We start from the raw sequence: 22742 nt of genomic DNA on the forward strand, positions 1-22742 counted from the left end.
GGACAAGGCTGCTAGCGTGTGCGCTGTGAGCCAAGAAACCCTTTTCGACATCCGCCCAGCCACGCCCGAAGATTGGCCCGGCATCTGGTCCGTCATGGAGCCGATCCTCCGTCAGGGGGAGACCTTCACCTGGGACCGCGACACCACCGAAGAAGCTGCCCGTGCCAAATGGTTGAAGGAAGCGCCCGGCCAAACGTTCGTGGCCGTGCGCACTGCGGATGGGCCGCACCCGGGAGGCGAGGTGCTGGGTACTGGCGAGTTCCATGCGAACCAGTCCGGCGGCGGGAGCCATGTGGCGAACGCCGGGTATATGGTCAGCTCCAGGCATTCGGGCCAGGGAATTGCACGGGCGCTGTGTGCCTACTCGTTAAAGGAAGCCAAAGCGGCAGGATTCCGCTCCATGCAATTCAATGCTGTGGTGGAGAGCAACGTCCGGGCAGTGTGGTTGTGGCAATCCATGGGATTCCGCATCCTGGCCACGGTGCCCGAGGCCTTCGACCACCCTGAAATTGGGTACGTCGGCATGCACGTGATGTACCGGAAGCTCTAGAAATCACTTCCAGAGTCCGCGCAGTGCCGGGAAGGCTGCCTCGTAGCCGTCAAGGAGTTGGGCGCCCAGCGAGGCCGAGCCGACCAGCGGGTGCGCAGCAAAGGCTTGCAGTGCAGCCTCCCTGTCACCGTCCCGGACAGCCCTGACCGTCAGCCGTTCCACTTCCTTGACGTGTTGCATCAAGGTGAGGAACTGGCCCCCGGGCCGTTCCTGCGCAAGCGGCAGGGCGCCGTCGGGTGTTACCTCGCAGGGAACTTCGACGACGGCGTCCCCCGGCAGCCCGGGCACGGCGACTTCCGCCTCATGTGCCGAAGAGCCGGCTACGGGTGAATTGGGCACATTGAGGATCAGCTGCGCCGTCCCGCCTCCGGATAGGGCCCGCATCACGGACAAAGCCACACGCTCATAGCCGCCCCCGGCGAGGTCTTCCTCGTCGCGGTGCTCCCCGTGTGTGCGGGCCTCGGCCAGGTAGCCTTCCTCGCGGGAGCGCCGGGCCGCATCCCACATGACGTAGGCGTTCGAGGCTTCCACAAGGGATGGGTAGAGCGAGCTCTGTTGCTGGTGGATGGACGCCCCACGCGTTTCGCGTTGCGTCAGGATGGCTTCAGTCGCCTGTTCGGTTTGGTAATAGTAGTAAAGGTATTCATTGGGCAGGCAACCGAGTTTCTCCAGGGTGTGCTGGCCGAACAAACGCCCTTCCTCGATTCGTTCCAGCGCCCCACGATCCGATAACAGCTCCGGCAGCAGATCCCGGCCGTCGGGTGCCAGCTTGTAGAGCCAGCCCAGATGGTTCAACCCGAAGTAGCCCACGCCGTCGAGCGTTCCTTCTTGAAGGGGTGAACCGGCGGCCCGTGCGGCGCGTTGGGCCAGGCCGCCGGCGGAATCGCAGATACCGATCACCTTTCGTCCCAGCACCGGCACAAGCGCCTCGGTGACCATCCCGGCGGGGTTGGTGAAGTTGATGAGCCACGCATCCGGGCAATAGTGCCGCATTCCCTCGGCGAGCTCCAGCATGTGCGGAATGGAGCGGAGGGCGTAGGAGATGCCGCCCGCACCCGTGGTTTCCTGGCCCAGCAAACCGAGATCCAGGGCCACGCGTTCGTCGGCGATCCGTCCTGCCGTTCCGCCCGGGCGGATCGCGGCGAAGACCATATCGGTGGCGGTGAGTGCCTGCCCCAGGTCAGTTGAAATCACGACGGCGGGCCGGGAACCTTCCGTCGTGGGCATATCGCGGAGGACTGCCTGGATGGCGGCGAGACGCGCGGGATCGACGTCGTAGAGCACCACCTCGTGCACCAGTCCCGCGAATGGACCCGTGCATAAGGCACGGTACACAAGGGGTACCCGGAAGCCGCCGCCACCGGCGATCATGAGCCGCATGATCCGAGTCTATGCAGCCCGGAAGGCGCAGCGTAGTGTGCCGTGCATGGACGCAATGCCCCAGCGACGTTTTGATCCCCTTGCCGCCGTGCGCACCGAGGGCGACGGCCAATGCGACCTTCTCCTGGCAGGAACGGTCTTCCAGGACATCATTTTCACCGGGCTCCCGCACTCTCCCGAGCCCGGCACTGAAGTGTGGAGCGAGGGCATGGGCAGCTGCCCGGGCGGGGTTGCCAACCAAGCGATCGCCGCGGCCCGGCTTGGCCTGAGGACCAACCTGGCGGCAGCCTTTGGCGACGACGGTTACGGGGATTACAACTGGCAGATCCTTGAAAGCCAGGAGCATGTGGACTTGTCCCTGTCGCGTCGCGTCCCGGGCTGGCACTCGCCGGTTACGGTGTCCATGTGCGTGAACCAGGATCGATCCATGGTCACCCACGGGCACCCGGCTCCGATCAAAGCCTCGGACCTGATCGGAAAGCCACCCAAGGCGCTCGCGGCCGTCGCGGATCTGGGCGAGGAATTGGAACCCTGGATGCTGGCGGCGAAGTCCGCCGGAACCAAACTTTTCGGCGTGGTGGGCTGGGACCCCAGTGGAGAGTGGTCCCAGCGCAGGTTGGAGCAACTGGAACATTTTTACGCTTTCCTGCCCAACGCGCCGGAGGCCATGGCGTTCACAGGCAAGACCGATCCGTGGGCGGCGCTCTATTCCCTGGCCGATCGCGTTCCAGTGGCTGTGGTGACGTTGGGCGCGCAGGGGGCTATGGCCGTGGACTCGGAGACGGGCGAAGAGGAATGGGTGCCATCGCTGCCCGTGTCCGCGTACGATCCCACCGGCGCCGGCGATTGTTTCGGGGCGGCCTTCATTGTGGGGTGCCTGGCAGGATGGCGATTGGGGGACCGCCTGCGGTTCGCGAACCTCTGTGCCTCGCTGGCTGTCCAACAAGTCGGTGGGTCGTTGGCAGCGCCTGGCTGGGGCGACATCGCGGACTGGTGGCAGCGTGCCAACGCGCGGAAGGAACGCCAATCGAGCCAGTGGCTGCGGCGCTTCGCCTTCCTTGAACCGATCGTGAAGGACATCCCCGCTGAAGCACAGCGACGCGCCCGCGCCACGATCGCGCACTTGTCCGATGCCCAGTAGGAACGGGGGGAATTGAACCCCCGTTCCCCGGCACCACTAGAATCTCTAGGGTGACTTACGAAGCAGCTGCAGATATCGGGATCGGGTCCAAGGCCTCCATAGCAAAGTCAGCGGTTCTTGAGCGTTCCGCCGTGATCGATCTTGATGCCGTGCGGCACAACGTTCGCCAGTTTGTCGCGATCGCCTCCCCGGCCTCCGTGATGGCTGTGGTGAAGGCCGATGCTTATGGCCATGGCGTGGTTCAGGTTGCACGTGCAGCCCTCGACGCCGGAGCGGCCTGGCTGGGCGTCGCCCACATTTCAGAGGCGCTCGCCTTGCGCGCAGCGGGCATAGACGCACCGTTGTTGGCGTGGCTGCACACCCGTGAAAGCAACTTCCAAGCCGCAGTTGCCGCCGGCATCGACGTCGGGATTTCCGGTTGGGAACTCGACGCCGTGGTGGCGGCCGCCCGCGAACAGGAGCGTCCCGCGCGGGTCCATTTGAAGGTGGACACAGGGCTGGGCCGGAACGGCTGTCCAATCGCCGAATGGGACCAGCTGGTGGGCCAGGCCATGGAATACCAGGACGAGGGCCTGCTTCGCGTTGTGGGCATTTTCTCCCACCTTGCGGTGGCCGACGAACCGCACCGGCCCGAAACGGACCAGCAGTTGGCGGTTTTCCGTGACGCACTCGCCATCGCTGAGGATGCCGGCGTCGATACCGAGGTCAGGCACATCGCCAACACTCCCGCTGCGCTGTCCCGGCCGGATTCGCACTTCGACCTCATCCGGGTGGGGCTCGGCATCTACGGGTTGTCGCCCTTCGAAGGAGTCACCTCCGCCGAACTTGGCCTGCACGCTGCCATGAGCGTCCGCACACTCCTCTCCAACTGCAAAAAGGTCCCGGAGGGGCAAGGCGTTTCCTACGGCCTGAAGTACCACACCAGCCAGGAGAGCACGCTGGGCCTGGTTCCCCTGGGCTACGCCGACGGGGTCCCGCGCATCGCCACGGGCGGTCCGGTTCGCGTTAACGGCGTCACCTACCCTGTGGTGGGCCAGATCGCGATGGACCAGATGGTGATTGATCTTGGACCGCTCACCCCTGAAGAAGCGGCCGGGCTTAAGGGCAGCGAAGCCGTGATGTTCGGCGACGGTGCCGATGGCGGCCCCACCGCCGATGACTGGGCGGCGGCAGCGGGAACCATCAACTATGAGATCGTGACCCGCATTAGTCCGCGGGTGCCCCGCAGTTACGTCAACGAGGTTCCGGCGCTGCCGGAGGTACACCAGGGCACCCAGGCAGCATCGGAATCGGCGACGCTATGAACGAACCACTGCTCGAACCAAGCGAACCATTGAAAGGCGGCGAACCATTCTGGGAACGCAGCCTGAAGGTCACGACGGCGGAACAAACCCACGCGCTCGGTGCAGCACTGGGCGGGGTGCTTGAGGCGGGAGATCTCCTTGTCCTGACCGGAGAGCTGGGTGCGGGGAAGACGACCTTCACCCAGGGGCTGGGAGAGGGCCTGGGCGTACGTGCCGGGATCATCTCGCCTACGTTCGTGCTGGTTCGGATCCACCCAAACCTTCCGGATGGCCCACGCCCCGGTGGACCGGACCTGGTCCACGTCGACGCCTACAGGCTGGAATCAGCTGCTGAGATCGATGACATTGATCTCGAGAACACCATGGACTCGTCCGTCACCGTGGTGGAGTGGGGGAGGGACCGGGTTGAGCACCTCTCGGACAGCCGCCTGGAAGTGGACCTTCACCGGTCTGTGGGTGCCGAAGGCGTTGTGCCGGCTATCCATGTCGAGGACAGCGGCACGGTCCTGGACTTTGACACTGATGACGACGACGAACCGCGCACCATCATTTTCCGCGGTTTTGGCCCACGCTGGGCCGAGGCGCCGAAGCTTCTTGAAACCACGATCTCCGAAGGAGGCCGCTGATGCTGATCCTGGCTATCGACACCTCGGCAGTGGCCAGTGCTGCGCTGATTTCGGATGTTGCCATGGAAGGCGTGGTGGATTCCTTTTCCACCGAGGACACCCGAAGCCATGCCGAAGTCCTTGCGCCGGGCATCGGGAAGCTGCTGGCCGGTGCCGGCGTTACCGGCGCGGACATTGACGTGATAGTCACAGGCGTGGGCCCCGGACCGTTTACCGGGCTGCGCTCAGGTATTGCCACCGCACGGACCCTGGCTTTCGTCTGGAACAAGCCGCTGTATGGGTTGATGAGCCTTGATGCGATCGCCCTCGAAGTAGCGGAGTCCACTGCGGCTGTTCCCGAATTCCTGGTGGCCACTGACGCGCGGCGCAAAGAGGTCTACTGGGCGCGGTACGTCCTTGAGGAAGGCCAGCTTCCCCAGCTCATCGACGGGCCGCATGTGGGTTTCGCCTCGGACTTACCGGACCTGCCCGTGTTTGGGGCCGGCGCTGGACTATACGCCGACGTCCTCCGTGCCGACGAAGACTTTGCCGAGGCACAACCGGACGCGGCGTCCCTTGGCCAGCTCGCGCTTGCCAGAATAACGGCAGGGCAGGAGCTCTTGGACTCCACACCTTTGTACTTGCGCGAATCGGATGCCCAGGTGCCGGGTCCCAGGAAGCGTGCCCTGTGATGGAAGTGGACCGATGAAACTCCCACCCAAACTGGAACTCGCAGGAGTTTCCCTGCGCGATATGACCGAGGCTGATGTCCCGGCCGTCGAAGCCTTGGAACGTCGACTGTTCCCCGTGGATGCCTGGCCCCTGCAGATGTTCTTCGACGAGTTGTCACAGCCGGAGACGCGCCGCTATGTGGTGGCCCAGGTTGAGGGCCAGATCGTGGCCTACGCCGGCTTGATGTGCATTGAGCCGATCGCGGACGTCCAGACGATCGCCGTCGTTCCCGAATTCGAAGGCAAAGGCATCGGTTCTGCCATCCTGACCGAGCTGATCGAGGAGGCGCGGCGGCGTCACGCGGCGGACGTCCTCCTGGAGGTGCGCGCGGACAACCCCCGTGCACAGCAGCTGTATCTGCGTTTCGGATTCGAACAGATCCATGTCCGGCCGCGGTATTACCGGGACGGTACGGATGCGTTGATCATGCGCCTGCCCCTGAATAACCCATGACACTGAACACGTCACATTCCACAGAAGGAGCCAACGCGTGAGCGGCCCTTATCCAGAACAGCCGAAGCAGCCGTTGGTGCTGGGCATCGAATCGTCCTGTGACGAAACCGGCGTTGGAATCGTGCGCGGTACAACGCTGCTGACCAACACGGTGTCCTCCTCCATGGACGAGCACGTGCGCTTTGGTGGTGTCATCCCTGAGATCGCTTCGCGTGCCCATTTGGATGCCTTTGTCCCCACGCTTCAGGAAGCGCTGCATGAAGCCGGAGTGACTCTGGAGGACATCGACGCCATCGCTGTCACATCCGGGCCGGGCCTGGCGGGCGCCCTTATGGTTGGTGTCTGCGCCGCGAAGGCCCTGGCCGTGGCTACGGGCAAGCCGCTCTACGCGATCAACCACCTGGTAGCGCACGTTGGCGTGGGGCTGCTGGATTCAAGGCCCGACGCCGGTGCTGCCGCCGGCCTGGGTGCCGGCCACTTGCCGCAGAACCTCGGTGCACTCCTGGTTTCCGGTGGCCATACGGAGATCCTCCGTATCCGCAGCATTACAGATGACGTGGAGCTCCTTGGTTCGACCATCGATGACGCCGCCGGTGAAGCCTACGACAAAGTTGCCCGGATCCTGGGCCTTGGCTACCCGGGCGGCCCCGCCATCGACAAGCTGGCACGCCAAGGCAACCCGAAGTCCATCCGCTTTCCGCGCGGCCTCACCCAGCCCAAATACATGGGCACCGCGGAGGAGAAAGGACCGCACCGCTACGACTGGTCCTTCAGCGGCCTTAAAACTGCGGTGGCCCGGTGCGTGGAGCAATTCGAAGCCCGCGGGGAAGAAGTACCCGTAGCCGATATCGCAGCGGCATTCCAGGAGGCCGTGGTGGACGTCATCAGTTCAAAGGCGGTCCTGGCCTGCAGGGAGCACGGCATTACCGACGTGCTCCTTGGTGGAGGTGTTGCTGCCAACTCGAGGCTGCGCGAATTGACCGGCCAACGGTGTGTATCGGCGGGCATCAGGTTGCACGTGCCGCCACTGGATCTCTGCACGGACAACGGTGCCATGGTGGCAGCCCTCGGTGCTCAACTGGTCATGGCCGGAATCGGGCCCAGCGGAATAGCGTTCGCGCCGGATTCCTCCTTGCCCGTTACTACGGTGTCGGTGGCTGCGTAACTCCACCCAACTATGCGTCGGGGCCTTTACGCATCTGCTGTACGAGGTCCATGACCACTGCCTGCAGGTCCCCGTTGTGTTCGGCGGCCACGCGGCGCTGGCGCTGGTAGCTGGCGCCGCGTTCAATGATCTTCATGACGTCGGCCAGTTCCTCAGAGCATCCAAGCTTGGCTGCCACGGGTTCCAAGCGTGCGACAGTTTCTGCGAGGTGCTCGGTGACCAACTGCTCGTTGCCCTTGGCATCGAGGATGATGATGGCTTCCATGCCGTAGCGCGCCGCACGCCACTTGTTCTCCTGGACGTGCCAGGGCGGCATGGTGGGGATGCTCCCGCCGGCGTCGAGGATGGAGGAGAACTCGTCCACGAGGCACTGTGTGAGTGCGGCGATGGCGCCCACTTCCTCAAGGGTGGCGAGGCCATCGCAAATGCGCATCTCGATAGTGCCCAGGTTGTAGACAGGCCGGATGTCCCAGCGGATCTCGGAAATGGCGTCGATGACACCTGTGGTGAACATGTCCTGGACATAGGACTCGTATGCTTCCCAGGTTTCGAACTGGAACGGCAGGCCAGCGGTGGGGAGCTGTTGGAACATGAGGGCCCGCTGGGATGCGTAGCCGGTTTCTTCGCCGGCCCAGAAGGGGCTGGAGGCGGACAGTGCCTGGAAGTGCGGGAAGTAGTTGACCAGGCCGTCCAGGATGGGAAGTACTTTGTCCCGGCGATCGATGCCTACGTGGACGTGGACACCATAGATGACCATTTGGCGTCCCCACCATTGGGTCCGCTCGATCAGCTTGGCGTAACGCTCCTTGTCGGTGACCGGCTGGAGCAGGGGAGGGCTGAAGGGATGGCTGCCTGCGCAGAACACCTCCACTCCCATGGGGTCGGTGACTTCGCGGACAGCGGCGAGGGAGCGGTTGAGGTCCTCTTTGGCTTCCTTGACCGTTTCGCAGATGCCTGTCACGAGTTCCACCGTGTTCAGGAGCAGTTCGCGCTTGATGTGGGGGTGTTCGTCGTCTTCGTTGAGGTCCGGATGGTTCGCAGCGACACCCTTGAGGACGTCGTTCGCCACTGAAACCAGTTCTCCGGTGCGTGCATTGACGAGCGCCAACTCCCATTCCACACCCAGTGTCGATTGCCTGGATGGCGCAAACTCAATCTGCACGTAGTCCCCTCGTTGCTTGTTTCTGCTGGACTTTCTGCTGGACGCAACCCGCTGCGGGGCCGTCAGCGGTCGGCTCAAGTCTAGTGCAGCCGGAGCATGGCTGATTGCGGACAGGGCGAAGTTAAGCGCCGCGACACACCGCAAGCGAATTGCTAATGAGAATGGTTTTCAATTAGAATCCTTCCATGCACCTCACCGTTGTCAGCTCCCTGGACAGTCAGTGCCGCGAAGCGGCCACCGCCAGGCTTGGCCGAACCCACACGAACTCCGTCGTCGTTCTTCACGACCTCCTGGATGGTTCCTTGGTCATGCGGCGCGTCTACAGGGGAGGCCAGCTCTTTGAGCGTGAAACAACCGTTCTGGAACACGGTTGCCTCAGCTGTACGGTCAAGCTGGATGTCGTACCGACGGCGGAGCGCCTCGCCGCTTGCGGGTTCGACCACGTGGTCCTGGGCCTACCACCCGGCGTCCCGGCAGGGATGGCAGTCGCGGAACTCCGGCGCGGCCTCACCCAGCCTGCCGTCATGGACAACGCCATCCTGGCCTTGGACCCCGTGGATCTCGACGATCACATCTGGGACCGGCACACCCTCTTTGAATCCGGCTTCACATCGATGCCGGAGGATGAACGGACCAGCGGCGAGTTCCTGATCGGCGAGTTCGGGCAGGTGGACACAGTCATGTTGCACCCGGGCTTGGGAGCGGAATTGTCCGGAAATCCCCGCATGGGATCCGAAGAATGGGTGACTGGCGTGGAGCTGCTCGGGCAGCTGGCACCACACGCTGCAGCAATCGGTGCGGCCGATGACTTCAGATCGGGCTGCTTCGACGACGCCGAAGCGGCCGCACGCACCCGGCCCGGAGTGGTCTGCGTGCCTTTGGATGATTCGCCCGGTTCCTTCCGAACCGTCCTCCACAAGGCCGGGCGGCCGCTGCACCCCGGCCGTTTCCGTGAAGCACTTCCCCAACTCGCGGCCGGAACCCACTGGCTGCGCGGACGCCTGTGGATCGCCTCGGCCGCCAAGACCCGGATTGCAGTACAGGGAATTGGTCCCCGGGTGTGGCTTGAGAGCACCGGAACCTGGCTGGCGGACGCACCTGCCGCAGGTCGCAGAGGCAAGGTGGGAGCCGACGTCGACGCCGTCCTTGACTGGCACCCGAATTACGGCGACCGCGGAACGGTCCTGGCCATTACCGGACGCTCCGAGGACATCGACCCCCAGGAAATCCGCGCCCTTCTGGAGGGCTGCCAATTGACGGAGGCAGAGATGGAACTCGACTTTGGTGTCTGGGAGGATCCCCTGGAACTTAGCGAAGCATTTTAGCCAGCCACCCCAAAAACCAACCCACCAACAACAAGGAGAAAAACCATGAAGGTCAGGAACTCACTGCGTGCCCTCAAGAAGATTCCGGGCGCGCAGATCGTCCGACGCCGTGGGCGCACGTTCGTCATCAACAAGAACAACCCGCGAATGAAGGCCCGCCAGGGCTAACGGCGCGGAAGCGCAAAGGGCCCGTTGTTTAATGGGTGAATGCCAATCCTGAACAAAGACATGTCCCTGTGCATTTCGCTCGCGGCCCGGCCCAGCAACATTGGGACCAGGTTCCACAATTACTTGTACGACCTGCTCGGACTGAACTTTGTCTACAAGGCATTCGCCCCGGCGGACATCACTCTTGCAGTGGCTGGCATCCGCGGCCTCCCCATCAGGGGAGCCGCGGTTTCCATGCCCTACAAGGAAGCGGTCATCCCGCTAGTGGACGTAATGGATCCCTCGGCAAAGGCCATCGACTCGGTCAACACGATTGTCAACAACGACGGCGTCCTGACCGCATACAACACCGACTACATCGCCATTGCCCGCCTGCTGAAGGACCATAAAGTACCCAGCAGCCACACCGTGTTGCTGCGAGGAGCCGGAGGAATGGCGAAAGCGGTGGCCGCAGCCCTCCGCGATGCAGGCTTTACGTCCGTGACCATCGTTGCCCGCAATGAAACCACAGGACGTGCGCTCGCGGACCTTTACGGTTTCGCCTGGCAGGACGATGTCAATGGATCCACGGCGGACCTGATCATCAATGTCACGCCCCTGGGCATGGCTGGTGCGGACGAAAGGGCACAGTCCTTTGACGACGCAACCATTGCGGCGGCAAAGATAGTGTTCGACGTCGTCGCCCTACCCTCCGAGACGCCCCTCATCACGGCTGCCCGGCAGGCAGGCAAGCCGGTGATCACTGGAGCGGAAGTCATCGCCATCCAGGCGGAGGAGCAGTTCGTCCTGTACACGGGCGTCCGCCCGAGTGCTGACCAGGTCCGCGAAGCCTCGGAATTCTCCCGCCGCTGACCTGGCCTAGAACGTCACGGGCTCCACCGCAACGGCCACTCTTTCCTCGCCAATCCTGGTGAGGACCAGGGTGGCCGTTTTTGCGGGCTTGGTGTCGCGCTTGGATGGAAGCAGTTGTTTCCGTAGTTCTTCGGGAGTGACAGCGGTGCCGCGCTTCTTGATGTCCAGCACCGAGATGCCGTTCGCTTTCACCCAGGCTTTGAGGGCTTTGACGTTGTATGGCATGACCTCCAGCACCCTGTAGGCCTTGGCAAAAGGCGAGTCATGGAGTTCCGGGGCGCAGATGTAGGCGATATGTTCATCCACCAGGTGGCCGCCCAGGCGTTCTGCGACGTCGGCCACCAGGCCTGCGCGGATGACGGCACCGTCAGGCTCGTAGAGGAACCCCTCAACCGGCCCGACGGCGGCTACCGGGCCGCCGTCGAAATCCTCACCGCTGGTGAGCTCGGCAGCGCCCTGGGAGCCGATGACAAGTGCCGCGCGCCGGATCCCGGGGCGGGCCACGGCGTTGAACCACAGGGTGACCTCCGTGACGTCGCCACCTACGGAGACCCACTGCGCTTCACAGTTCGCCGGAACCGAGTCGTGGGGCATGCCAGGACCCATCTTGACGCCGACCGCACGGCCGGCTGCGGCCAGGCCTTCAACGAACGACAACGGGGGAGAGAATGCTTCCGGATCCCAGATCCGCTTTGTCCCGGACGTCGAGGTTGTGCGCCGTGCGGGATCCAGCCACAGGCCGTCGATCCCGCCCAGTTCCACTGACGTGGCATCCGAATGCACCACTGTGGCGTGCGGGAAGGGCATGAGGTTGATCGTGGCGCAGGCCGCGGTGGTTTCATCCATCTCCACTGCAGTCACGGCAATGTCCATTGAGGCCAAGGCCATGGAGTCGGCTCCAAGACCGCAGCCAAGGTCTGCTACGTGGGAAATGCCGGCCTTGGCAAAACGCTCGGCGTGCCGGGCCGCGACGTTGAGGCGCGTTGCCTGCTCGAGTCCGGCCTGGGTGAACAGCATCTGGCGGGCGAACTCGCCGAATTTGGCCTCGGCGCGGGTTCGGAGCCGGGACTGCGTGAGTACCGCGGCCACCAGCTCAGGGGAGTGGCCTGCCTTTCGAAGATCGGCGTTCATGCTGAACGCATCGGCTTCGCGGTACGGCCCCAGCGAGGCAAGGAGTTCCCATCCTTCAGTGGTCAGCAAGGGTGCGATCTGTTCCTGCGGTGCATGAGACATGGGATCAAGCCTAACGGGGCGCGCCTTGACGCCGTGAGTTGGGAATCAGCCCGATAGGGTTGTTTTCATGGAAGACAACGCAGCTCCGCAGCCCTCCGACACGAACAACCCGGGCGGGAACCGCCCCGCTGCCCCGGGAGCTTCAGAGCATTCCGCCGGCCGGTCCCTTGTGGCGTTTGCGCGTCCTGCCTTGATCGCGGGGGCCGTGATCGCGGTAATCTGCGTTGCCCTGCTGATCGTCATCTTCGTCCTGGACTCATTCAATGCAGCTGCCTACTCCGTCACAGGCAAGAGCGTGAACGACGCTACTGATGAAGCCCGCGATATCCGGGACCTCTACAGCGGGGCCCGCATTGGCGGGATTATCGCCCTGGTGATTTCCGGCGTCGTGGCCCTGGCAGCCGCCGTCGTGCTGTATTTGAATCGCGGATCAGCACCTGTGGATGAGGATGACGACGGCGAAGACTACGATCTGGATGACCTCACCGGGCGGTAACGGGAGTTCACCAACGACGAAATTCTGGCACTCACCTTGACCGAGTGCTAACGCTTACATAGAGTCTTGTTAGCACTCTCCCCCGGAGGGTGCTAATCACGCCAGGCGTCCACCGGCACCGCGACGACGGTTGCACGCCACGGCACCCTAGTTCTTAGTCCATGAATCAGCTCATGAAAAGGAGAGTCCGAGTGTCGGTCTCGATTAAGCCTCTTGAGGATCGTATTGTTGTTCGCCCGCTCGAAGCAGAGCAGACCACGGCTTCCGGCCTGGTAATTCCGGACTCCGCACAGGAGAAGCCGCAGGAAGGCGAAGTTGTTGCAATCGGCCCCGGCCGCTTCGATGACAACGGCAACCGCGTGCCGGTTGACGTAGCTGTTGGCGACGTCGTTATCTACTCCAAGTACGGTGGAACCGAAGTCAAGACCGGCGGCAACGAGTACCTCGTTCTGTCCGCCCGCGACGTCCTTGCGATCGTCGTAAAGTAACTTCCTGGAGCCCCGCACCGCAGCCGCGTTGGAATCATTCCGACCTTCTGCGGTGCGGGTTTTCTGTCTTGAAAGGACACAACCATGGCAAAGCAGCTTGCTTTTAACGATGCTGCCCGCCGGTCTCTTGAGGCCGGTATCGACAAGCTCGCCAACACTGTCAAGGTGACGCTTGGCCCGCGCGGCCGCAACGTCGTGCTGGACAAGAAGTGGGGCGCTCCCACGATCACCAACGATGGCGTGACGATCGCCCGCGAAGTTGAGCTTGACGACCCCTACGAGAACCTTGGTGCGCAGCTGGCCAAGGAAGTAGCCACCAAGACCAACGACGTCGCTGGCGACGGCACCACCACCGCTACGGTGCTGGCGCAGGCACTGGTCAAGGAAGGCCTGCGCAACGTTGCCGCAGGTGCCGCTCCTGGCGAGATCAAGCGTGGCATCGAGGTTTCCATCGAAGCCATCGCAGCCCGCCTCCTGGAGAACGCCAGCGAAGTGCAAGGCACCCAGGTTGCCAACGTTGCCGCTATCTCCGCCCAGAGCGACGAAATTGGCGAACTGTTGGCCGAGGCTTTCGGCAAGGTGGGCAAGGATGGCGTCATCACCATCGAAGAGTCCTCCACCACCCAGACCGAACTCGTCCTCACCGAAGGCATGCAGTTCGACAAGGGCTACCTCTCCCCGTACTTCGTCACTGACGCAGAACGCCAGGAAGCCGTCCTCGAAGACGCCTTGATCCTGATCAACCAGGGCAAGATCTCCTCGCTGCAGGAATTCCTGCCGTTGCTGGAGAAGGCGCTGCAGGCCTCCAAGCCGCTGTTCATCATCGCCGAGGACATCGAAGGCGAAGCCCTGTCCACGCTGATCGTCAACCGCATCCGCGGCACCCTGAACGTCGTCGCCGTCAAGGCTCCCGGCTTCGGCGACCGCCGCAAGGCCATGCTCCAGGACATCGCTACGCTCACTGGCGCACAGGTTGTTTCCCCGGACCTTGGACTTTCGCTGGACACTGTTGGCCTTGAGGTACTGGGTACGGCTCGCCGCATCACGGTCACCAAGGACAACACCACCATCGTCGATGGCGCCGGAACCGAGCAGGACGTTGCCGACCGCGTGGCCCAGCTGCGTGCCGAGCTCACCCGCACGGACTCCGACTGGGACCGCGAGAAGCTGCAGGAGCGCCTTGCCAAGCTGGCTGGCGGCATCGGTGTCATCAAGGTTGGCGCAGCCACCGAGGTTGAGCTGAAGGAAAAGAAGCACCGCATCGAGGACGCCGTTTCCTCCACGCGTGCAGCCCTTGAAGAAGGCATCGTTTCCGGTGGCGGTTCCGCGCTCATCCACGCCCTGAAGGCACTGGACGAGTCCCCGGCCGTCAAGGCCCTGGAAGGTGACGCGGCAGCAGCTGTAGGCATCGTCCGCCGCGCCTTGATCCAGCCGCTGCGCTGGATCGCGCAGAACGCCGGCTTCGACGGGTTCGTCGTCGTTTCCAAGGTCTCCGAACTCGAAGCCAACCACGGCTTCAACGCCAAGTCCGGCGAGTACGAGGACCTGATCGCCGCCGGCGTGATCGACCCCGTCAAGGTCACCCGCTCCGCACTCCGCAACGCCGCTTCCATCGCTGCCCTGGTTCTCACCACCGAGACCCTGGTTGCCGAGAAGCCAGCCGAGGAAGAAGACGCACACGCAGGCCACCAGCACTAACAGCCTGTTCAAAAAAGCCCTGGTCACCTTCGTGTGGCCAGGGCTTTTTTGTCAGGAACCCGCAGGTTCCCCGGAGCCGCGGGGACCTATTGTGGGACTTACGACGGCGGCGGTACCCTGACGCTAATACGGCGGCTTGGGTGCGCCAACCGGGTTGCTCCCGGTCGCGGAATGAGTGTTCACTATGTCGGTCACAGCCTTGGATATGGGACGCTCGGCATTCTCCGAGCGTCGCTGGAGCGATGCGCTGGACTGCCTTGCCCGGGCCGATTCCGAAGGTGGCTTGCCTGCCCGGGACATGGAACTGGTGGCATCCGTGGCAATGCTGCTGGGCCATGACGATGACGGAGTGAAGTACCTGACGCGGGCCCATGAGGAATTCCTGACGTTGGGCGACATGGCCGGTGCGGCGCGCTGCGCGGCGTGGCTGGTGCTGTTCCTCATGGACATCGGGGAGCCCGCGCGAAGTTCCGGTTGGATGTCCCGCGCCCAGCATTTGATTGCGGAAATGGAAGAGCCCACCGAAGCGGAGGGCTACCTCCTCATCCCATCCGCCCTGGGTTCACTTTACGGAGGAAACCCCGAGGCCAGCCACGAACTGTTTGGCCGGGCCTTTGAAGTGGGCCGGCGTTTCCACGACAGGGATCTCATGGCGTTGGGCCAGCTGGGCCTGGGCACGGCCAGGATTACCCTCGGCTCCCCGGACGAGGGATTGCAGCTCCTCGATGAAGTGATGTTGTCCGTCACCGCCGGCGAGGTCTCGCCCATACCTTCCGGGATCATCTACTGTGCGGTGATTGGAAGCTGCCGGCTCGCTTTGGACGTCCACCGCGCCCAGGAATGGACAGCAGCCTTGGAGCGGTGGTGCGGAGACCGGCCGGACATGGTGATGTTCAGCGGGCAATGCCAATCGCACCGCGCAGAGCTGTTCATCCTGCATGGAGCCTGGGACGAGGCCTTGGCTGCGGCCCGCATCGCCCAAGACCGTTCGCGTCGGGGCGATCCGGAAGCGGCCTGGGGAGCTTGGTACCAACAGGGGGAAGTCCTCCGCCTCAGGGGCAGGTTTGACGAGGCCGACGCAGCCTACGCCAAGGCCGGGGAGACCGGCTTTGAGCCATTGCCTGGCCTTGCGCTTCTACGTATGGCCCAAAACAAAACGTCCCAGGCGCAGGCCATGTTGCACCGTGCGATGTCCGGAGCGGATCCGGCCAACCGCTGCAGGCTGCTTCCGGCGGTGGTCCAGGTGGAGCTTGCGGCGGGGGACGTCGTCGCAGCCCGAGAGGCCGCAAATGAACTCGCAGCACCGCTCCACGAAGCCAGCCGCCCCTTGGAGCGGGCGCTATCAGCCCAGGCGGAAGCGAGCGTTCTCTTGGCCGAGGGGAGTGCCGAAGCCGCACTGATGACCGCCCGGAAGGCTTGGCGGCTTTGGTATAGCCTCGAGGCTCCGTATGAGGCTGCCCGGTGCCGGTTGTTGGCCGGTCGTGCGTGTGCCCGGCTGGGCGACCCCGACTCTGCCGCCATGGAATTCGAAGCGGCCGCAGCCGAGTTCGCAGAACTCGACGCAGCGCCTGCCCTGGCCGGGGTGCTGGGTCTCAAAGCGGGAGCCGGAACGGTGAGCGGCGGCGATGGTTCCGTGCCCACTGCCCGTGAACTGACTGCCCGTGAACTGGAAGTCCTGAGGCTTGTCGCCGACGGAAAAGCCAACAAGTCCATTGCCCGGGAACTGTATCTCAGTGAAAAGACCGTTGCCCGCCACGTCAGCAACATCCTCAGCAAGCTCTCCCTGCCATCCAGGGTTGCTGCCACCAAATACGCGTTTGAGCACCACTTAACCAACTGATGCTCTATCACTTCCCACCGCTTTTCTCCCGATCTTCTCTCACATACTGCAGGGTTTTCCCGAACGCTCTCTCACTTCCCGGCATGCGCATAAATACCCATGCCCGTTCCTGCAGGATGCGTCATTTGGCCGACGCGGCAAGGGGCGCCGGACTCATAGCTTGGGCTTATGAACATTCCACTGCTCGCCGGCACCGTATCCACCGTGCTCTTTGCATCCAGCATGCTGCCCATGTTGTTCAAGGCAGTCCGGACCAAGGACCTGGCCTCCTACAGTTTGAGCAATATCACCTTGACCAACATCGCCAATGCCGTGCACTCGTTCTACGTCTTCGATCTTCCGGCGGGGCCGGTGTGGCTGCTGCACACCTTCTATGTGGTGACGTCGGCACTGATGTTGGTGTGGTGCCTGCGATACCGGAAGGCTCCCACTGAAACCCCAGCAACTGAAACTCCAGCAACGCGGGGTCACTTAAGGCCCATGTCGGCCGCTGCCATAGGCCATAAGTGACCCCGCGTTGACTAGTAGTGAGAAAGGAAAAGCCATGAAAAAAGCTAGTGACCCACAGTTCGATACCGTGATCGTAGGCGGTGGCCAGGCCGGTTTGGCGCTCGGCTATTGGCTGGCCAAAGGGCACCACGACTTCGTCATCCTCGACGAGAACGCCAGGACCGGCGATTCGTGGCGCCAGCGGTGGGATTCGCTCCGTCTCTTCACCCCGGCCAAGTACGACGGTTTGCCGGGCATGCCCTTCCCAGGGGACCGCCTGGCGTTCCCCAGCAAGAATGAGTTGGCGGACTACCTCGAAGAATATGCACGGCGGTTCAGTCTTCCCGTGGTTCCCGGGGTCCATGTTGATGGAGTGACACAAGAGGGTGATCGCTTCCTTGTGAGCTCCGGTGACAGGTCCTGGACCGCCAACAACGTAGTGGTTGCCACCGGCGGGTATCGCCTGCCCAAGCGGCCGGCATTCGCGAATGAGCTGGATCCGGCCATCGTGCAGCTTCACTCGCAGGAATACAAGAATCCCGGTCAACTCCAACCTGGACCAGTGCTCGTTGTCGGGCTCGGCAATTCCGGCGCGGAGATTGCCCTCGAAGCCAGCAGGACCCACACCACGTTGTTGGCGGGCAAAGCCAGTGGCGAAATCCCTGTTCGCCATGGACGCGCTGCAGCCCGGTTTGTTCTGCCTGTGATCCGGTTCGCAGGCCTTCACGTCCTGACGCTCAACACACCGGTTGGCCGGAAGGTGGCGCCGGCATTCAAGATGATGGCGGCACCTTTGATCCGAACACGTACCAAGGAACTGCGCGAGGCGAAGGTGGAACTGCTGCCAAGGATAGCCGGCGTAAAGCAGGGCAAACCGTTGCTGGAAGAGGGCCGGACGCTGGACGTGGCGAACGTCATTTGGTGTACCGGATACCGGGAGGACTACTCGTGGCTGAAGCTCCCGTACCAGGACGGAGAGGGGGCGCCGGCCCACAAGAGGGGAGTAGTGGAATCTGTCCCTGGACTCTATTTCATAGGCCAGGAGTTCCTGTTCGCTGCAGTCTCGGCAACGCTTCCAGGAGTTGGCCGGGATGCCCGTTATCTGGCACAACGAATCACAGTCGACCGGCAGCTGACGGTGGGGCGTCGGCCGGCCTTGACCTAGTTTTCCGGGCCTTCAGACACAGTGCCTTGGCACAGGCAACGCACAGTTTCATCTTTGCAAATGCATAGTCCAACCTGAGCTAATAGACACTCGTAAGGCGGTTCCGCAGACCGGCCCGACTGGGGCCGGAGCCCGGAACAGCGTATGATGGATGCTTTGTGCAATAGCCTTGAGGAACTGCCTAACGTGACTACATCAACGATCCGAACGCCCGCCCGTCCCAACAGGCGGGCTACCGGTCCCGTTGTAAAGTCCACCTTCCGGCCCGAAATCCAGGGCCTCCGCTCCCTCGCTGTCCTCATGGTGGTGAGCTACCACATCTGGATTGGGCGGGTGTCAGGCGGGGTAGATGTCTTCCTGCTGATCTCGGCATTCCTCATGACTCTTCAGTTCACCAGCCGCTTCAAACAGCGGCGCCCGATGGACTTGCTGCGGCACTGGCTGCACTTGTTCAGGCGCCTCCTCCCGGCAGTCGTGGTTGTACTCTTCGGAACATTGGCTGCTACTTTTGCTTTCCTGCCTCCCACCCGCTGGGTAGAAGTGGTCAATCAGGCTTGGGCCTCACTCTTCTACTACGAGAATTGGCTCCTGCAGACTCTTGCGGTCAACTACTACGCAACGGACCACAGCCTGGCCAGTCCTGTGCAGCACTTCTGGTCGCTTTCCATCCAGGGCCAGGTATTCATTCTCTGGCCGGTGATCTTCGCCGTGATGGCGGTCATCTGCCGCAAATTCGATCTCCGGTACCGGGCTTCGCTCGCGTACGTTTTTGCGCTCATCTTCGTCGTTTCCCTGACGTACTCCATCATCTTTACGGCCAACAACCAGGCGGTGGCGTACTTCGACACCTTCGCCCGCCTGTGGGAGTTTGCCCTCGGAACCCTTGTTGCCTTGATATTGCCTGCCTTGGACTTTTCCAAACCTGTCCGCGTGGCGATGGGGTGGATCGGCGTGGCCGCCATGCTCAGTTGCGGCATCCTGCTGCAGGTCCAGACGGCGTTCCCCGGCTTTGTTGCACTCTGGCCTACCCTGGCTGCCGTTGCAGTGATTGCAGCGGGACAGACCGGTAGCCGCTTCGGCGTGGATCGGATCCTGAGCTCCAGATTCCTTGTTCGGCTGGGCGACAATTCCTATGCGCTCTATCTCTGGCACTGGCCCATCCTGGTGATCGCGTTGGCTTGGAGCGGCAAGGATCATGCGGGTTGGCTTTCCGGCACGGCGATTGTGGCGTTGGCACTGGTCCTGGCGTTCCTGACCACGAAGTATGTGGAGAAGCCATTCCGGGAGTGGAAGTGGCCCGAGGTGAAGCGTCGCCGGGCAGCCATCTCGATCGCGGTGTGCCTTGCCGTGGCGTGCACGCCGTTGCTCGGTTTCCAGTACAAGCAGTACCTGGACCAGAAGGCCGCTGACACGCAGGCATTCAACGACAACCCGGGAGCACATGCCCTCCTGCCCGGGTACGTGGACCAGGTCAGCCCTGACGCCAAAACGCTTCCTACCGCAGAGCAGCTACCTGAGGACTGGGCACATCTGGGTGGGACGTGCGAGGGAGCGTCCCAGCCGGAAGACAAGACCCTGCAGGAGAACTGCCAGCAAAACGGCGTGGGCGATGACGCCACCAAGAGCATCATTGTCTTGGGTGATTCCCATGCCCAGCAGTGGCTGGCCGCGCTCGGTCCCCTCGCTGAGGCTGAGCACTGGAAGGTCACGGCCCTCCTTTTGGGCGGATGCCCGTTCATGCCGGAGAACCCCGACGCTGACCAGCACTGCAATGATTTCAACTCGGCGGCTTTCAAGTATGTGGCAGCGCACACCCCGGATTCCGTGTTCATGGTGGGCACCAAGGCTGCCCCGTCATCACCGGATGAGGAGTTGGTGTACGGCTTTGAACAGTCGGTCACCAACTTCAACGACCTCGGCATCCAGGTGGTGGCCATCCGTGACAACCCCCGCTATGACCACAACGTCACCGAGTGTGCCCTGTCCAAGGGCGTGGACAGCCCTGACTGCAAATCCGACCAGCATGACGTCCTGGCAGCGGAGAGCCCTTTCGCGGCCGTGCAGGGAAAGTTTGGAAATGCCGCGTTCCTGGATATGACGGATCTCCTCTGCAATGGTGTCCAGTGCCCCAGCGTCGTAGGAAATGTGTTCGTCTACCTGGACGATAACCACTTGTCCAAGACCTACGTCACCAGCATGGGTGAGATGTTCGATGAAAGGTGGTTTGCCGCAACGGGGTGGGAGCGATGAGCGACAACGTGAAAACAACTGCACCTTTGGGTGGCAACCCCACCACAGCGAGGCCCACGACGGCGGAACGCACCTTTCGTCCCGAGGTCCAGGGCCTGCGGGCCTTGGCTGTGTTGATGGTGGCGGCTTATCACATTTGGCTGGGCCGGGTGTCCGGTGGTGTCGACGTCTTTTTGCTCATCTCGGCTTTCCTGCTGACCCTGTCCTTTACGCGGAAGCTCGAAAACCACAAGCCCCTGAGGCTCCTGCAGCACTGGCTCCACGTGTTCAAGCGGCTGCTGCCCGCCGTCGTCGTTGTCTTGTTGGCGGTTCTGACCGCAACGTGGGCCTTTGTCCCGCAGAGCCGGTGGCCGGATGTGCTCGCGGAGGCGTGGGCCTCCCTGTTGTACCGGCAGAACTGGCAGCTTGCGGATTCTGCCTTTGATTATTATGCCCAGGACCACTCCGGGGCCAGTCCCCTTCAACACTTTTGGTCCCTGTCCGTCCAGGGCCAGGTCTTCATTCTGTGGCCGCTCATTTTCGGCGTCGTAGCCCTGCTGCAGCCGCAACTGGCAAAGCTGTTTCCAGGCCGAAGGGTCATGGAACACCGGCAGTTGCTGTTCATGGCGTTCGGCCTGGTCTTTGTGGCCTCGCTGGTCTATTCGATCGACCAGACGGCGAACAACCAGGCCTATGCGTATTTCGATACCCGGACAAGGCTGTGGGAATTTGCGCTGGGTTCCCTGCTGGCGCTTGCTCTCCCGTACCTCAAACCGGGACGGCGGCTCCGGGTATTCCTGGGTTGGGCAGGGCTGGCCGCCATGCTCTCGTGTGGCTTGATCCTGACTGTCGACCGTTCCTTCCCGGGATTCGTGGCCCTCTGGCCCACGCTCGCCGCCGCGGCCGTTATCGTCGCCGGCCAGAGCAACAGCCGCATTGGTGCGGACCGCGTGCTCAGCTCAAAGCCCCTGGTCGTGGTGGGCAACAATTCCTATGCCTTGTACTTGTGGCACTGGCCTGTCCTGGTGTTCTTCCTGCTCGTCACGGAGACCACAAGTCCCAACCTCCTGCAGGGCCTGGGCATCATGGCGGTATCCATGATGTTGGCCGTTGCCACCACACGGTATGTCGAGGTGCCCATGCGCCGCTGGCAGTGGCCGGACGCACGGTCCTGGCGGGCCGCCGTCGTCGTTGTTTCCTGCGGTGCGCTGCTGGCGCTTCCGATGACCGCCTGGCAGGGTGCCATTGCCGCCGAAAGCGTGGCGATTGCCGATCAGCCCAAGGAACTGACGCCCGGTGCCGCAGCGCTGTCGCCTGGTTTCGCGGGCCAACCGACGCCCGAGGCAATGATCATTCCCGCACCCGCCGCCATGAACGATGAATGGGCGGACATCGATGGCCTGTGTACTGGCGCGAACGTCCCGTCAGATCCGTTGCTGCAGGGTTGCCTCCAGAACAACGAACCGGCAGTGGTGACCAAGAGGATCGTGGTCCTGGGCGATTCCCATGCCCAGCAGTACATGGCCGCCCTGGGACCCATCGCCAAGGAGCATGGTTGGGAAGTGGTCACTCTGCTGAAGGGGAACTGCCGGTTCGGTGCGGACTCTCCTGAACGCACCAGCGAATGCAACGACTTCAACAAGGCAAGTGCCGCCTACGTCATGGAACACAAACCCGATGCAGTGTTCACTGTGGCGTCACTAACTCATGTCACGGCCCCTTTCGAGACCGAAGTGCCCGGCTATTTGGAAGGCATCAAGCCCTTCACGGATGCCGGAATCGACGTCGTCGGCGTGCGCGACAACCCGCGGTTCAGCATCAACATGCCCGAGTGCGTGCAGAAGAAGGGCCCTGATTCGCCTGACTGCAACCCTCCCTTGGAGGATTCCCTGGCTGCGTCCTCGCCCTTGGACGATTACGTGGGCAAGGTGGATCGGTTGTACCTGATGGACATGAGCGACTTCATCTGTGAAAAGGGCACGTGTCCGGCAGTGGTTGGGAATGTGTACGTCTACAAGGACGACAACCATCTCACCAAGACCTATGTACAGAGCATGATTCCCATGTTCGAGGAGCGGCTCCTCGCCGCGACGGGCTGGTCTGAGCGCTAGCCTCGCCATCCGCAGGAGCATGCAACGCACGACGCCGGCCTGCCGCCAGTGCCGTTGCTCACACTCAGGCGTCGCGGAATATGGCGATCGCCGCGGAGGTTCTACTATTTATTCAATACCCGAAGCACCTTTGCCTTGCAGTACCTCATGCACAGG

At 62.8% G+C, this 22742-nt stretch carries 21 protein-coding genes; 18 read left to right on the forward strand and 3 right to left on the reverse strand.

Annotated features, from left to right (window positions below):
* Positions 1-16: 16 nt before the first annotated feature.
* Positions 17-550, forward strand: coding sequence for an N-acetyltransferase (locus tag J2Y41_RS02565; RefSeq protein WP_309925861.1), 534 nt, complete (start codon positions 17-19; stop codon positions 548-550).
* Between the two features lie 3 nt (positions 551-553).
* On the opposite strand, the gene J2Y41_RS02570 is transcribed toward J2Y41_RS02565, so the two are convergent.
* Complete coding sequence (locus J2Y41_RS02570; RefSeq protein ID WP_309925863.1) at positions 554-1930, reverse strand: 6-phospho-beta-glucosidase; 1377 nt, start codon at positions 1928-1930, stop codon at positions 554-556.
* A 46-nt stretch (positions 1931-1976) separates the two neighbouring features.
* Here J2Y41_RS02570 and J2Y41_RS02575 point away from each other — a divergent pair, with 46 nt between their 5' ends.
* Genes J2Y41_RS02575 through tsaD form a run of 6 tightly spaced genes read left to right on the forward strand, consistent with a single transcriptional unit; the run spans position 1977 to position 7330 of the window.
* A complete protein-coding gene (locus J2Y41_RS02575; RefSeq protein WP_224088279.1) occupies positions 1977-3071 on the forward strand; it encodes a carbohydrate kinase family protein in 1095 nt (364 codons plus the stop codon).
* A gap of 50 nt (positions 3072-3121) precedes the next feature.
* Positions 3122-4375: an alanine racemase gene (gene alr, locus J2Y41_RS02580; protein ID WP_224088277.1), complete on the forward strand. Its 1254-nt coding sequence runs from the start codon at positions 3122-3124 to the stop codon at positions 4373-4375.
* Positions 4372-5001: a tRNA (adenosine(37)-N6)-threonylcarbamoyltransferase complex ATPase subunit type 1 TsaE gene (gene tsaE / locus J2Y41_RS02585; RefSeq protein ID WP_309925867.1), complete on the forward strand. Its 630-nt coding sequence runs from the start codon at positions 4372-4374 to the stop codon at positions 4999-5001. The genes alr and tsaE overlap by 4 nt, the downstream gene beginning before the upstream one ends.
* Positions 5001-5672: a tRNA (adenosine(37)-N6)-threonylcarbamoyltransferase complex dimerization subunit type 1 TsaB gene (gene tsaB, locus J2Y41_RS02590; protein WP_224164965.1), complete on the forward strand. Its 672-nt coding sequence runs from the start codon at positions 5001-5003 to the stop codon at positions 5670-5672. The genes tsaE and tsaB overlap by 1 nt, the downstream gene beginning before the upstream one ends.
* Positions 5673-5685: 13 nt before the next feature.
* A complete protein-coding gene (rimI, locus tag J2Y41_RS02595; RefSeq protein ID WP_224088273.1) occupies positions 5686-6165 on the forward strand; it encodes a ribosomal protein S18-alanine N-acetyltransferase in 480 nt (159 codons plus the stop codon).
* 37 nt (positions 6166-6202) lie between these two features.
* On the forward strand, positions 6203-7330 hold the full coding sequence (tsaD, locus tag J2Y41_RS02600) for a tRNA (adenosine(37)-N6)-threonylcarbamoyltransferase complex transferase subunit TsaD (RefSeq protein WP_309925871.1): 1128 nt from the start codon (positions 6203-6205) through the stop codon (positions 7328-7330).
* Between the two features lie 10 nt (positions 7331-7340).
* On the opposite strand, the gene J2Y41_RS02605 is transcribed toward tsaD, so the two are convergent.
* Positions 7341-8492 (reverse strand): glutamate--cysteine ligase, encoded by a 1152-nt coding sequence (locus tag J2Y41_RS02605; protein WP_224164962.1) that lies wholly within the window; start codon positions 8490-8492, stop codon positions 7341-7343.
* 185 nt (positions 8493-8677) lie between these two features.
* Here J2Y41_RS02605 and J2Y41_RS02610 point away from each other — a divergent pair, with 185 nt between their 5' ends.
* The 3 genes from J2Y41_RS02610 to J2Y41_RS02620 are packed head-to-tail and all read left to right on the forward strand — an operon-like array spanning position 8678 to position 10837.
* Positions 8678-9817 (forward strand): GTP-binding protein, encoded by a 1140-nt coding sequence (locus J2Y41_RS02610; protein WP_309925873.1) that lies wholly within the window; start codon positions 8678-8680, stop codon positions 9815-9817.
* A 45-nt stretch (positions 9818-9862) separates the two neighbouring features.
* Positions 9863-9985 carry a type B 50S ribosomal protein L36 gene (gene ykgO / locus J2Y41_RS02615; RefSeq protein ID WP_011775528.1) on the forward strand — a complete coding sequence of 41 codons (123 nt, stop codon included), beginning with the start codon at positions 9863-9865 and terminating at the stop codon, positions 9983-9985.
* Between the two features lie 39 nt (positions 9986-10024).
* Entirely contained in the window at positions 10025-10837 is an 813-nt protein-coding gene (locus J2Y41_RS02620; protein WP_309925875.1) for a shikimate 5-dehydrogenase, read from the forward strand.
* Between the two features lie 6 nt (positions 10838-10843).
* On the opposite strand, the gene J2Y41_RS02625 is transcribed toward J2Y41_RS02620, so the two are convergent.
* On the reverse strand, positions 10844-12070 hold the full coding sequence (locus J2Y41_RS02625) for a class I SAM-dependent methyltransferase (protein ID WP_309925877.1): 1227 nt from the start codon (positions 12068-12070) through the stop codon (positions 10844-10846).
* Positions 12071-12137: 67 nt separating this feature from the next.
* On the opposite strand from J2Y41_RS02625, the gene J2Y41_RS02630 reads away from it, so the two are divergent.
* From J2Y41_RS02630 to J2Y41_RS02665, 8 genes are all read left to right on the forward strand, one after another.
* Positions 12138-12566: a hypothetical protein gene (locus J2Y41_RS02630; protein ID WP_224088267.1), complete on the forward strand. Its 429-nt coding sequence runs from the start codon at positions 12138-12140 to the stop codon at positions 12564-12566.
* Positions 12567-12757: 191 nt separating this feature from the next.
* Complete coding sequence (gene groES / locus J2Y41_RS02635) at positions 12758-13054, forward strand: co-chaperone GroES (protein ID WP_011775524.1); 297 nt, start codon at positions 12758-12760, stop codon at positions 13052-13054.
* An 84-nt stretch (positions 13055-13138) separates the two neighbouring features.
* Positions 13139-14752: a chaperonin GroEL gene (groL, locus tag J2Y41_RS02640; RefSeq protein ID WP_216925135.1), complete on the forward strand. Its 1614-nt coding sequence runs from the start codon at positions 13139-13141 to the stop codon at positions 14750-14752.
* A 184-nt stretch (positions 14753-14936) separates the two neighbouring features.
* Entirely contained in the window at positions 14937-16592 is a 1656-nt protein-coding gene (locus J2Y41_RS02645) for a response regulator transcription factor (RefSeq protein ID WP_224164958.1), read from the forward strand.
* 168 nt (positions 16593-16760) lie between these two features.
* Complete coding sequence (locus J2Y41_RS02650) at positions 16761-17102, forward strand: hypothetical protein (protein WP_309925886.1); 342 nt, start codon at positions 16761-16763, stop codon at positions 17100-17102.
* A 34-nt stretch (positions 17103-17136) separates the two neighbouring features.
* Positions 17137-18246 carry an NAD(P)-binding domain-containing protein gene (locus tag J2Y41_RS02655; protein WP_309925888.1) on the forward strand — a complete coding sequence of 370 codons (1110 nt, stop codon included), beginning with the start codon at positions 17137-17139 and terminating at the stop codon, positions 18244-18246.
* 147 nt (positions 18247-18393) lie between these two features.
* The gene (locus J2Y41_RS02660) at positions 18394-20496 is read left to right on the forward strand and encodes an acyltransferase family protein (RefSeq protein WP_309925993.1); all 2103 of its coding nucleotides are present in this window, start codon (positions 18394-18396) and stop codon (positions 20494-20496) included.
* Positions 20493-22586 (forward strand): acyltransferase family protein, encoded by a 2094-nt coding sequence (locus J2Y41_RS02665; protein WP_309925890.1) that lies wholly within the window; start codon positions 20493-20495, stop codon positions 22584-22586. The genes J2Y41_RS02660 and J2Y41_RS02665 overlap by 4 nt, the downstream gene beginning before the upstream one ends.
* Positions 22587-22742 lie beyond the last annotated feature (156 nt).

This window comes from Arthrobacter sp. 1088, from assembly GCF_031455315.1.
Taxonomy (GTDB): Bacteria; Actinomycetota; Actinomycetes; order Actinomycetales; family Micrococcaceae; genus Arthrobacter.

Coding starts and splice junctions, on each gene's coding strand:
- J2Y41_RS02570 (WP_309925863.1), bottom strand. CDS start 1,930: ATGCGGCTCATGATCGCCGGTGGCGGCGGCTTCCGGGTACCCCTTGTG.
- J2Y41_RS02575 (WP_224088279.1), top strand. CDS start 1,977: ATGGACGCAATGCCCCAGCGACGTTTTGATCCCCTTGCCGCCGTGCGC.
- tsaE (WP_309925867.1), top strand. CDS start 4,372: ATGAACGAACCACTGCTCGAACCAAGCGAACCATTGAAAGGCGGCGAA.
- tsaB (WP_224164965.1), top strand. CDS start 5,001: ATGCTGATCCTGGCTATCGACACCTCGGCAGTGGCCAGTGCTGCGCTG.
- rimI (WP_224088273.1), top strand. CDS start 5,686: ATGAAACTCCCACCCAAACTGGAACTCGCAGGAGTTTCCCTGCGCGAT.
- J2Y41_RS02610 (WP_309925873.1), top strand. CDS start 8,678: ATGCACCTCACCGTTGTCAGCTCCCTGGACAGTCAGTGCCGCGAAGCG.
- ykgO (WP_011775528.1), top strand. CDS start 9,863: ATGAAGGTCAGGAACTCACTGCGTGCCCTCAAGAAGATTCCGGGCGCG.
- J2Y41_RS02620 (WP_309925875.1), top strand. CDS start 10,025: ATGCCAATCCTGAACAAAGACATGTCCCTGTGCATTTCGCTCGCGGCC.
- J2Y41_RS02625 (WP_309925877.1), bottom strand. CDS start 12,070: ATGTCTCATGCACCGCAGGAACAGATCGCACCCTTGCTGACCACTGAA.
- J2Y41_RS02630 (WP_224088267.1), top strand. CDS start 12,138: ATGGAAGACAACGCAGCTCCGCAGCCCTCCGACACGAACAACCCGGGC.
- groL (WP_216925135.1), top strand. CDS start 13,139: ATGGCAAAGCAGCTTGCTTTTAACGATGCTGCCCGCCGGTCTCTTGAG.
- J2Y41_RS02645 (WP_224164958.1), top strand. CDS start 14,937: ATGTCGGTCACAGCCTTGGATATGGGACGCTCGGCATTCTCCGAGCGT.
- J2Y41_RS02650 (WP_309925886.1), top strand. CDS start 16,761: ATGAACATTCCACTGCTCGCCGGCACCGTATCCACCGTGCTCTTTGCA.
- J2Y41_RS02655 (WP_309925888.1), top strand. CDS start 17,137: ATGAAAAAAGCTAGTGACCCACAGTTCGATACCGTGATCGTAGGCGGT.
- J2Y41_RS02660 (WP_309925993.1), top strand. CDS start 18,394: ATGGATGCTTTGTGCAATAGCCTTGAGGAACTGCCTAACGTGACTACA.
- J2Y41_RS02665 (WP_309925890.1), top strand. CDS start 20,493: ATGAGCGACAACGTGAAAACAACTGCACCTTTGGGTGGCAACCCCACC.